This is a genomic window from Kitasatospora sp. NPDC052868 (genome assembly GCF_044547105.1).
Classification (GTDB): Bacteria; Actinomycetota; Actinomycetes; order Streptomycetales; family Streptomycetaceae; genus Kitasatospora.
On sequence record NZ_JBITZW010000003.1, the window covers coordinates 250,585 to 261,869 of the forward strand.

Here is an 11,285-nt window from a genome sequence, read left to right on the forward strand (position 1 = left end):
CTCTCCTGGCGGCGATCGGCGGCGGATCCGGCAACCGGGCCGATCGGGGCAGGGGAGCACGGCGCGAACGCCCGGTGGCGTCGCGCGACGGTGGCATCCCCGGCCCGCCCGCGAGGCCCGGAAGTACTGCACGTGCTGCAGGGCCTCTGCGGGGAGGCCGTGGCACGCCGTCGGCAGGTAGTCGGACTCGCGGGCTCTTTGGGGAGCCGCCCGCACACCGCTGCGGGGCAGTCCCGGACTCGCACCGGGTTCCCCTGCGTCGACAGCAGGGTCGAGCATACATCTAGTGGTGTCCGCTCGATGCGACACCACATGTTGTGCGGCGCCGCGTGTCGGGACGATGACGGCGGGTGCGGGCGCGGGCCCCGGCGTGTCCGGTGGACGGCCGGTTTTGGGAACGGATTGGTTACCGGACGACTGGCCGTCAGGGTCATGCCCTACGATCTCGGCACATGAGCGAGGGAACGGGCGTACCGCCGGAGTGGGCGCGTCAGCCGGCGCAGCCGGTGCCGGGTCAGCAGCCGGAAACGCCGGGTCAGGTGCCGCCGGGTCAGCCGCCCGTGCCGCCGCAGCAGCAGGGCGGGCCGCCGGTGCCGCCGCCCGGTGGCTTCGGGCCGCCCGCGACCCCGTACGCGCAGCCGGGGGCCGGGGTGCCGCCGCAGGCCCAGCCGCCGGCGCCGCCGCATGTGCCGAGCGGGCCCGGGGTGTACCCGCCGCCGGCCCCGCAGCCGATGGCCCAGCCGCAGCCCGCGCCGCAGCCGATGGCCCAGCCGATGCCGCAGCCCGCGCCGCAGCCCCACACCGGGCCGCCCCAGGGCCCCGGCGGGCCCGCCCCGTACAACCAGTGGCCGCAGCCCGCGCCGCAGGGCCCCGCCGAGCCGGACTGGGGTGCGATGGCGGACCGCCACGCGAACGAGTCCCGCAAGCGCAAGCGCCTGTGGATCGGCGCCGCGGCGCTGGCCGCCGTCCTGGTCGGCGGCGTGGTCGCGGCCGCGGTGTGGATCAACGGCAACGGCGACACCAAGGCCGACCCCAAGCCGACCGCGAGCTCCACCTCGGCGGGCGTGCCCACCGAGCAGGCGCTGGCCGTCATCTCGGACGCCGCCACCGACAAGCTCCCGGTCGACGCCGCGACGCTGTTCCCGGACCAGACCCGCACCATCGACGGCAAGGTGTGGACCCGCAAGGTGACCGGGGCCACGTCCCCGTGCTCCAAGGCGACCACCGGCGGCCTCGGCCTCGCCCTCGGCGACGACACCTGCCGCTCGCTGGTCCGCGCGACGTACGTCAGCGGCGACAGCGCGGTGACCGTCGGCGTCGCGGTCTTCGACAACAAGGCGGGCGCGGACCGCGCGCTCGGCCGTCACGCCGGCCTGATCCAGGGCCTGTCCGGCCCCGGCGTGGCCACCTTCTGCGTGACCGACAAGTCGGGCTGCACGGAGACGCACGCCGCGATCGGCCGCTTCGGCTACTTCACCGTGGCGGGCTCGCTCAAGCAGACCCCGGACCAGAGCGACCCGGTGGCCTCGACCGCCGGCGCCCTGCTCGCGGACCGCACCAAGGCGGTCCTGCTGGGCCGCGCCGGACACACCGGCTGAGTCTGCCGCAGGAGGCCGCCGGCGGACCGTCCGGCGGCCAACCGTCCCGGTGCGGACGGCAGATGGCCGTCGGATAGGATGACCGCTTTCGGGGGGAGGCACCGGCCTGCCCCAAAGCGCCCCCGAGACGGGGAATCAGCGAGCAGGAGGTACCGCGCGGTGAGCGCTGCCGTCAATGCGACCAGCAGACGGCGCAGAGCGGCAGGCCGCAGACGCGGCAGCCCGGGAGAGCCCGTCCCGTCGCTGCTGCTGCCGGCCCCGCCCACTTCGCAGGAGAAGTACAGCTACACCATCAGGCACCAGTGGGTGCTGACCCTCTGCTCGGTGGTCAGCTTCGCCTGCCTGGTGATCAGCCAGGGCCAGCTGTACTCCGTGGGGTCGTGGTTCTGGCTCTGCGTGCCGTTCCTGTTCTTCACGGTCGTCTACTACCTGGTGTCGCTGCGCGTGAACAGTTTCACGCCGAACTTCGACATCAAGGAGCACCGCCGGCTGGTCCGGCAGTGGAAGCCCGACGACCTCCCGACCGTGGACGTCTTCCTGCCGGTCTGCGGCGAGCCGATCGAGGTGCTGCACAACACGTGGACGTACGTCCGGAAGATGGCCGAGCACTACCCGGGCCTGGTGATGCCGTTCGTCCTGGACGACGCGGCGAACCCCGAGGTCGAGGCGATGGCCGCCGACTTCGGCTTCCGCTACGGCGTCCGGGAGAACCGCGGCTGGTTCAAGAAGGCCGGCAACCTGCACTACGGCTTCGGGCGCTCGGACGGCGAGTTCATCCTGATCCTCGACGCCGACTTCGCGCCCCGCCACGACCTGCTGCACGAGGTCCTGCCGTACCTGCAGCGGGACAGCAGGCTCGCCATCGTGCAGACGCCGCAGTTCTTCCGGGTGCTGGACTCGCAGAACTGGATCGAGCGCGGCGCCGGGGCGATCCAGGAGCTGTTCTACCGCTCGGTCCAGGTCGCCCGGCAGCGCAACGACGGCGCGATCTGCGTCGGCAGCTGCGCGGTCTACCGGCGGGCGGCGCTGGACGAGAACGGCGGCACCACGCTGATAGCCCACTCCGAGGACGTCCACACCGGCTTCGACCTGCGCGCCCTCGGCTGGGACCTGCAGTACATACCGGTGGCGCTGTCCACCGGCGTCTGCCCGGACAACGCGGGGGCCTTCCAGAACCAGCAGTACCGCTGGTGCATGGGCTCGATGTCGCTGATGACCAGCCGGAAGTTCTGGAAGACCAAGCTCGATTTCACCACCCGGCTCTGCTACATCTCCGGGTTCCTGTACTACATCCACACCGCGCTGCTGACCTTCGCGCTGCCGATGCTGCCGATCATGCTGCTGCTCTGGCGGCCCGACCTGCTGAAGGTCGAGCACCTGACGCTCGTCATCCCCAGCCTGGTGTACGCGACCCTGATCTTCCCGCTCTGGCACCGGGCGCCGTACCGCCTGGAGGCCTGGGCCGGCCGGATGATGTACGGCTGGGCGCACTTCTTCGCCGTCTGGGACCTCGTCCGCGGGCGCGAGCGCGGCTGGCAGCCGACCGGTTCGAGCAAGGCCAAGAACCGCCAGCGGCGGTTCTGGACCGGCGTCATCGTCTGGGGCGCGGGCTCCGCGCTGGTCTGGGTGGTCGCGGCGGTCTACCGGATGTTCACGATGTACCCGCTGGACTTCGCCCTGGTCCTCTCCTCCGGCCTGTTCTACGCGGTGACCGTCGGCCGCATCCTCATCCAGCCCCGATCCCAGGACGCATCGGCATGACGCTCCACACCACTTCCGGACGGGGTGACCGGGCCCGCTCCGGTCTGGTCCGCGCGCTCGCGGCGGCCCTGCTGCTGCTCCCGCTGGCGGCCTGCGACCTGCTCGGCGAGAAGCCGCTCGGACCGCTGGCCGCCGCCCCCGCGCCGGCCCCGACCGCCTCCGGCACGGCCTCCGCCGGGGCGTCGCCGAACGCCTCCGCGGCGGCCCCCTCGCCCTCCGCGACGGCGGCCGCCGACCTGCCCTACGACGTCCGGCCGCTGCTCAAGCCGGCGAAGAAGTACGTCGGGGTGGCCGTCGACGGCGCCCCGCAGTCGATGACCGGCGTGGACGAGTTCGCGACGAAGGCCGGCAAGCGGCCGAACATCGTCGAGTACTACTCCGGCTGGGGCGACGAGTACGACGTCAAGGGCGTGACCAACGCCTGGGCGGCCGGGGCGATGCCGTTCATCGCCTGGGAGCCCTACAAGACGCCGCTCGCGGACATCGCGGCGGGCAAGCACGACGACTACGTCAAGCGGTACGCGGCCGCCGTGCGCAACACCAACATCCCGGTGGCGATCAGCTTCGCCCACGAGTTCAACGGCACCTGGTACGACTGGGGCACCAAGACCACCACCGCCGCCGACTTCGTCGCCGCCTACCAGCACCTGCACGACGTGTTCACCCAGCTCGGTGTCGGCCAGGTGATCTGGGTGTGGAGCCCCAACAGCATCAACCCGGTGCCGACGGTGACGCTCAAGCAGTACTACCCCGGTGACACCTACGTCGACTGGGTGGGGATCGTCGCGTACTACACGCACCTCGAAGCGGGCACCTTCGACACCCTGTACACGCCCACCCTCACCCAGATCCGCACCTTCACCAACAAGCCCTGGATCATCGCCGAGACCGGCTCCGAACCCGGTGCCCGCAAACCGGCCGACATCTTCAACCTCGCCGCCAACGTGCTGAAGCGCTCCGACTGCCTGGGCTTCATCTGGTTCAACCTCAACAAGGAGGTCGACTGGCGGATCGAGAGCGACCAGCAGTCCCAGACCGCCTTCAAGCAGGCGGTCTCCGACGGCCGCTACAGCTTCGATGTGAAGAGCCCCTGATGACGTCCTCCCCAGCGCACCGCACCCGCCGCCGGGTCCCCGGCCCGAGACCGGAGGCCGCCGACGGCCGCCGCGCCGACGGGCCGCCCGTCGAGCCGCAGTCCGTCGAGCCGCTGCCGGTCGAGCCTTCGGCCACCGAGCCGCCGTTCGTCGAGGACGGGCCGGTCCGGATCCCCGACACCGGCGGGTCGTGGTTCGAGAGCCCCCGTCCGCAGCCGAACCGGCCGCAGTCGACCAACCCGGAGCCGAACCGTTCGCCGGAGGCCCGTTCGCGGGGCGCCCGCTCGTCGGAGGCCCTGCAACAGGAGGCCCTGCAGCAGGAGGCCCTGCCGCGGGAGGAGCCGCTCGACGGCGACGCCGAGCAGCCCGTGCCGAGCCCGCCCGGGCCGCGCCGCGGTCGCCGCCGCGCGCCCGGGGCGGAGCCGGAGCAGTCGGCCGCCCCCGCCGAGGACGGACCGGTCGAGCCCCTGCCGAGCCCGCCCGGGCCGCGCCGCGGCCGCCGTAGGGCGCCCGGGGCGGAGCCGGAGCAGTCGGCCGCCCCCGCCACCCGCGGACCGGCCGAGCCCGCGGAGCCGGGGTCGGAGCCGGACCCGGAGGCCGGGCCCCGCCGCGGCCGCCGCCGCGCAGCCGAGGCCGAGGCCGAGGCCGAGCCCGCCGAGGTCGACGAGGGCCCCGGCTACACCCTGCCGCCGGTGCCCGAGGCCAGCTGGACGCTCGACTCCGGCCGGCGCCGCTCCTGGGTCAGCCGTGCCCTGCTGATCGCCATCCTGGCGATCCAGACCGCGATGTCCGTGCGCCTGTCGAACACCGCGTTCCAGGACGAGGCGCTGTACATGTACGCCGGACACGCGCAGCTGTCCCACTGGATGTACGGCACCCCGGTGCCGAAGGACTACAACACCTACTTCTCCGGCTCGCCGACGCTCTACCCGATCGTGGCCGCGGTGGTGGAGAACCACTTCGGCATGCTCGGGGTGCGGCTGTTCAGCCTGCTCTCCATGCTGGGCTCCACCGCACTGCTCTACGGCTTCACCCGGCGGCTGTTCAACGAGCGCGTCGCACTCGGCGCGGCGGCGATGTTCGCCGTCACCCAGTCCACCGTGGTGCTGGGCTTCTTCGCGACCTACGACGCCCCGGCGGTGCTGCTGCTCGCGCTGGCGATCTGGATCGTGGTGCGCAGCGACCGGGCGCCCGCCGCCGTCGTCCTGGCGGCCGCACCGGTCGCGGTGCTGGCGGTCGGACTGAAGTACGCCTCGGCGCTCTACCTGCCCAGCCTGGTGCTGCTCGCGGTGCTGACCGGGCGGCGCAACGGCGTCCGCCAGCCGATGCTGCGCGGGGTGCTGCTGGCGGGCGGCTCGGGTGCGCTGCTCTGGCTCGGGATGACCTTCACCGACGTCCTCAAGGGCGTCCAGGCGACCACCACCCAGCGCGCGCACGGCACCGAGCCCTGGACGGAACTGGCCCGCCAGTGCGTGGAGTTCAGCGGCCTGATGTTCGTCACCGCGGTCGGCGGCGCGATCGCCTACGCGCTGCGCGGCCGGATGAACGAGTCCCCGCTGGTCCGCACGATGACCGGCCCCGGCCGGCGCCGACGGGTCCTGCTCGGACTGCTGCTGACCGGCACCGCGCTGCTCGCCCCGGCCTACCAGATGCACCTGCACACCTCGGTGGCGCTCTACAAGCACCTCGGCTTCGGGCTGCTGTTCGCCGCGCCGATGGCCGGCATCGGCCTGGCCCGCCTGGTCGGCCCGCACTTCCGGCACCCGCAACTGGGCATCCTGCTCTGGGTGGTGGCGCTCGCGCTCGGCCTCACCCAGTCGACCTGGCGGTTCGACACCTGGCCGGACTCCACCCGGATGACCGAGGTGCTGCGCCAGCACGTCACCAGCACCGGCCGCTACCTGGCCTCGGCCGACAACGTCCCGGTGTACTACACCCGCGACCTCACCCTGCAGAGCCAGTGGACCTCCACCTACGGCATCGGGTACGTCGACAAGGCCGACAAGCTGCACACCGGCGACGACGGCTACCGGACGGCCATCGCGGACGGCTGGTTCGACCTGGTGGTGCTGGACGGGGTCGCCACCCCGGACACCGACCGGGTGGTGGCGGAGGCGATCGCACAGAGCCCGCACTACCGGCTGCTCGGGCGCATTCCCTTCACACACGTGGGTGGAACCGGCTACTACCGGATCTGGGTCAAACAGTAGCGATGACCACCTCCACCAGTGCGACGGGTGCATCGGCGGCCTGGCCGCCGGCCCCGGGCCACCCGCCGATGCCCCCGTCCCCGCCCGCGCCCGCGCCCCCCACGGCGCCGCCGCCCCCGCCCGCGCCCCCGGCCGTGCCCCCGGCCTCCACCGGGTCCGCGCCACCGGTCCCGGCCGCGCCCGAGGCCGGTGAGCAGGCCCCGCCGTGGCGGGCCGCCCTCGGCATCGCCCTGCCGCCCGTGCTGCTCACCCTCGCGCTCTGCCTCTACGGCATCCAGGACCGCCAGCTCTGGCGGGACGAGCACGCCTCCTGGTGGGCGGCCACGCTGTCCTGGTCCGATCTCGGCACCCTCACCGGGAACATGGACCTGGTGCTGGCCCCCTACTACCTGCTGCTGCACCTGTGGGTGTCGGTGGCCGGCCAGTCCGAGGCCGCGCTGCGGATCCCCTCGGCGCTCGCGATGGCCGCCGCCGCCGGCTGTGTGGCCCTGCTCGGGCGGCGGCTGCTCTCCCCCCGGCTGGGCCTGCTGGCCGGAGTGCTGTTCGCGGTCTGCCCCAGCATCACCTGGTACGGCCAGGACGCCCGGCCGTACGCCTTCGCCGTCCTGGCGGCCTCCGGCAGCACCCTGCTGATCACCCGGATCGTCCAGGACCGCAGGCCCGCCGCGGCCGGGCTGCGGCCGGTGCTGCTGCTCTGGGCCGGCTACGCGCTGACCGTGGTCGCCATGGGCCTCACCCACCTGGTGACGCTGATGGTGCTGCCCGGCCACCTGCTGCTGGTCGCCCGCGAGTTCCGCCGCGGCACGGACGACGCCGGGGCCCGCTGGGTGCTGTTCGGCCGGTGGGCGGTGGCCTCGGCCGCCGCGGTGCTGCTGCTGAGCCCGCTGCTGCTGCTCGGCGCCGGGCAGAGCGGCCAGATCGCCTGGAACGCGCGCGACTGGGGCGACCTCGGCGAACTCGTGAAGGACCTGGCCGGCTCCTCGGCGCTCGGCTGGACCCTGCTGCCGCTGGGCGTGCTCGGCGCGGTGGGCCTGCTGCTGCTCCGCCAGCAGGTCGGCCCGCTGATCTGCTGGGCGCTCGTGCCGGTGCTGGTCACCGTGGCGACCGCGCACTGGCTGCACCTGTTCCTGGCCCGCTACCTGCTCTTCACGGTGCCCGCCTGGATGCTGCTCACCGCGGCCGCGATCGGTCGGCTGCCCGGACTGGTCGCCCAGCTCACCGCCTCCCGGACCCCGCCGCGCTGGGTGGTCGGGCCGGTTCCGCTGGTGGTGGCCTTCGCGCTGGCCGCGGTGCTGGCCTGGCCGGCCCAGGCGAGCGTCCGGGACGACCTGGGAGGGGAGGCGGACGCCCGCGCCGCCGCCCGGGTGATCAGCGACGGACTGCACCCCGGGGACGGCGTGGTGTTCGAGCCGACCAGTTCGATGCGCCGGGCGCTGGCCTACGAGTTGCGCGACCGCCCGGCTCCGAAGGACACCCTGCTCTGGGTGACCGCGCAGCAGGCCGGCAGCTTCGGCGCGCTGGAGTGCGAGGAGCCGGCCCGCTGCATGGCCGGGGTCCAGCGGATCTGGCTGCTGGTGGCGAGTGCGGACCGCCGGCCGTACGGCAGCGTGTCGGACAAGGTGGCCAAGGAGCTGAAGCAGTTCCACACCGTCCGCACCGAGGCGGTGCCCAACCTCCGGGTGGTGCTGCTGGAACGCACCAAGGGAAAGGCCTAGGCCGTACCAGGACGGGGCTCAGCCTCGGGGCGCCCAGCCCCGGGGCCCGCTCAGAACGCCAGGCTGTAGACCATCAGGTCCATGCCCGGGTACGGCGCCCAGTCCCGCTCGGGGGTGCGGCGGAAGCCGACGCGCTCGTAGATGCGGTGGGCGGCCGTCATCTCGGGCCGGGTGGAGAACGCCATGCCGGCCAGGCCCAGTTCGCGGCTGCGCGCCAGCGAGGCGCGGACCAGCGCCTCGCCGACGCCCCGGCCGCGGGTGGCCGCGGCGGTGGCGAGCATCCGGATCTCGCCCTCGTGCGGGTCGGCGATGTCCGCCCACTCGGTACCGCCCACGGCGAAGGTCACGCAGCCGAGCACCCGTCCGTCGGCCTGGTCGACCGCGACGAGGAGCTCGGCCTCCCGGGCCCGGCGGGCGGCGTCGCGCAGGAGGTCGACGTAGCGGCTCTCGGGCGAGGTGTAGCCGTCGCCGACGAAGGCCTCGACGGTGATGCGGCCGGCGGCTTCGAGGTCCTCGGTGCGGGCCCGGCGGATGACGATGTCCATCCGGCCAGTGTGCCGGAGCCGGCCGGTACGGCCCGGGTCGGGGCCGGACGGGTGGCCGGGCCGGCGCCCCGGCGGGTGGCGGCCCGGCCGGCCGGTACGACAGCGGGGCGGTCGGCGGCGGGCAGGGCGGGGGAGTCGGCGGCGGGGTCGGCGGATGGGCGCAGGGAGGCGGCCGGCATGGTGCCGTACAGCCGGTCGGGCAGGGCGGGGTCGACGGGATAGCCGCCGGCCCGGTGCCAGTTGTCGCGGCCGGCGGCGGTGCCCCGGGCGACCTCCCGGCCGATCAGGGTGCCGAGCAGGCCGAACCCGCCGACGGCACCGGCGAGGGCGAGGGCGCTTGCGAGTGTGTCGGAGTCCATGGCTCCACTCTCGCGGGGCCGCCCGGACACCACGAGTGGCAGGAACGACCGATTGCATCGAAATACTGCCACCCGGCCCCTTCCCCCCGGCCCGTCCGGGAGGGCATCCTGGGCGGCATGCTGACGAACGTGGTCGCGGTGGTCCTGGAGGAGCTCCACCCCTTCGAACTCGGGGTGGCCTGCGAGGTGTTCGGCCTGGACCGCACCGAGGAGGGCCTGCCCGGGTACGACTTCGCGATCGCCGGGGCCCGGACCGGTCCGCACCGCACCCACGCGGGCTTCACGGTGGACGTCCCGTACGGCCCGGAGCGGCTGGCCGAGGCCGACCTGGTGATCGTCACGGCGACGGGCCTGCGCCCGCAGTACCCGCAACCGCTGGTCGACGCCGTCCGGTCGGCCGTGGACGGCGGCGCCCGGGTGCTGTCGATCTGCAGCGGCGCCTTCGTCCTCGGCGCCGCCGGGCTGCTCGACGGCCGCCGCTCCACCACGCACTGGCGGCACGCCGAGGAGCTGGCCCGGCGCTTCCCGCTGACCACGGTCGAGCCGGACGTGCTCTACGTGGACGACGACCCGGTGATCACCTCGGCCGGGACGGCGGCCGGCATCGACGCCTGTCTGCACCTGGTGCGCCGGTTCCAGGGGGCCGAGGTGGCCCGGGGGATCGCCCGCCGGATGGTGGTGGCACCGCACCGGGAGGGCGGGCAGGCCCAGTTCGTGGCCCGCCCGCTGCCCGAGGGCGACGGCGAGTCGCTCGCCCCGCTGCTCGACTGGATGCGCCACCACCTGGACGAGGAGTCCACCGTGGAGCAGCTCGCCGCCCGGGTCCACATGTCGCCGCGCACCTTCGCCCGCCGCTTCCAGCAGGAGACCGGCACCACCCCGCACCGCTGGCTCACCGGGCAGCGCCTGCTGCTCGCGCAGCGGATGCTGGAGTCCACCACCGAATCGGTGGACGTGATCGCGGCCAGCTGCGGCTTCGGCAACGCGGCCACCCTGCGCCACCACTTCGGGCGCCGGCTGGGCACGACCCCGCTGGCCTACCGCCGCTGCTTCGCCGAGCCCGTCGCCGGCTGATCCCGTCGCCGGCCGAGCCGCCGCCGCGGAGGGCCGAGCCGCCGCCGAGGCGCCGGGCCCGGCGGGCTACCGGGTGCCCTCCAGGTGCCCGGTGTCGTTCCAGTGCGCCGGCTGCAGCCGCCCGCCCTCGGCGCGCCAGATGCTGGTGGAGCAGTTGCGCACCGGCTCCAGCGCGGTGAGCCGCGCCTCGGTCAGCCGGTCCAGCACGTACCGGAGCATCAGCACCGTGCAGTCGTGCCCGACCAGCAGCACCGGCCGCCCGGCCTCCTCCTCGCCCAGGTCGCGCAGCAGCCCGCGGATCCGCAGCGCCACGTCGGCCCAGGACTCGCCGCCGGGCGGCCGGTAGTACAGCTCGCCCATCTTGCGCCGTCTGGCGGCCTCCTCGGGGTACTTGGCCTCGATCGCGGCCTTGGTCAGCATCTCCAGCACGCCCAGTTCGCGGTCGCGCAGCCGCTCGTCGTAGCGCACGTTCAGCGAGACCGGTACCGCGCCGAGCCCGGCGGCCTGGGCGAGCGCGATCCGGGCCGTCTCGGTGGTGCGGACGTACGGCGAGCACCAGACGCTGCGCGGGCGGTCGGCGCTGGGCAGCGCGGCCCACCACAGGCCCAGCGCCTGGGCCTGCTGCTGGCCGTGCAGCGAGAGCGGGATGTCCGCGTCCCGGCAGCTGATCGGCACGCTCAGCGCGCCGGCCGCCTCGGCCAGCTGGAACTCCACGTTGGCGGTGGACTCGCCGTGCCGGGTGGCGATCAGGACGGACGGCAGCCGGTGGGCGGCGGCCGGTGCGGTGGGCGGTGCGCCGTGGGTGGACTGGTACTGGCCGTTGAGGGTGGTGCCGAGTTCTGCCATCGCCGCTTCTCCCCGTGGTCGATGCCGGTGCGATCAGTTGCCGGCCGTCCGGCGGTCCGGTCTGGTCGTGCTGGATGGTGCTC

The 11,285-nt window shown here is 74.1% G+C and carries 8 protein-coding genes and 1 riboswitch; of the genes, 6 read left to right on the top strand and 2 right to left on the bottom strand.

What is annotated here, in order from left to right; translation table 11 throughout:
- Window positions 1–154 precede the first annotated feature (154 nt).
- Window positions 155–296: riboswitch (cobalamin riboswitch) on the bottom strand.
- A gap of 156 nt (window positions 297–452) precedes the next feature.
- From ACIGZJ_RS07575 to ACIGZJ_RS07595, 5 genes are all read left to right on the top strand, one after another.
- Window positions 453–1,598 (top strand): hypothetical protein, encoded by a 1,146-nt coding sequence (locus ACIGZJ_RS07575; protein WP_396456387.1) that lies wholly within the window; start codon window positions 453–455, stop codon window positions 1,596–1,598.
- Between the two features lie 159 nt (window positions 1,599–1,757).
- Entirely contained in the window at window positions 1,758–3,359 is a 1,602-nt protein-coding gene (locus ACIGZJ_RS07580) for a glycosyltransferase family 2 protein (protein ID WP_396456388.1), read from the top strand.
- Window positions 3,356–4,453 (top strand): glycoside hydrolase family 26 protein, encoded by a 1,098-nt coding sequence (locus ACIGZJ_RS07585; protein WP_396456389.1) that lies wholly within the window; start codon window positions 3,356–3,358, stop codon window positions 4,451–4,453. Before ACIGZJ_RS07580 ends, ACIGZJ_RS07585 begins: the two co-directional genes overlap by 4 nt.
- Window positions 4,453–6,663 (top strand): glycosyltransferase family 39 protein, encoded by a 2,211-nt coding sequence (locus ACIGZJ_RS07590; protein ID WP_396456390.1) that lies wholly within the window; start codon window positions 4,453–4,455, stop codon window positions 6,661–6,663. The genes ACIGZJ_RS07585 and ACIGZJ_RS07590 overlap by 1 nt, the downstream gene beginning before the upstream one ends.
- A 2-nt stretch (window positions 6,664–6,665) precedes the next feature.
- Window positions 6,666–8,378 carry a glycosyltransferase family 39 protein gene (locus ACIGZJ_RS07595; protein ID WP_396456391.1) on the top strand — a complete coding sequence of 571 codons (1,713 nt, stop codon included), beginning with the start codon at window positions 6,666–6,668 and terminating at the stop codon, window positions 8,376–8,378.
- Between the two features lie 50 nt (window positions 8,379–8,428).
- Here ACIGZJ_RS07595 and ACIGZJ_RS07600 read toward each other — a convergent pair whose 3' ends face one another.
- A complete protein-coding gene (locus tag ACIGZJ_RS07600; RefSeq protein WP_396456392.1) occupies window positions 8,429–8,923 on the bottom strand; it encodes a GNAT family N-acetyltransferase in 495 nt (164 codons plus the stop codon).
- A gap of 476 nt (window positions 8,924–9,399) precedes the next feature.
- Here ACIGZJ_RS07600 and ACIGZJ_RS07605 point away from each other — a divergent pair, with 476 nt between their 5' ends.
- Window positions 9,400–10,356 (top strand): helix-turn-helix domain-containing protein, encoded by a 957-nt coding sequence (locus ACIGZJ_RS07605; protein WP_396456393.1) that lies wholly within the window; start codon window positions 9,400–9,402, stop codon window positions 10,354–10,356.
- Window positions 10,357–10,422: 66 nt separating this feature from the next.
- Here ACIGZJ_RS07605 and ACIGZJ_RS07610 read toward each other — a convergent pair whose 3' ends face one another.
- On the bottom strand, window positions 10,423–11,202 hold the full coding sequence (locus tag ACIGZJ_RS07610) for a histidine phosphatase family protein (protein ID WP_396456394.1): 780 nt from the start codon (window positions 11,200–11,202) through the stop codon (window positions 10,423–10,425).
- Between the last annotated feature and the right edge of the window lie 83 nt (window positions 11,203–11,285).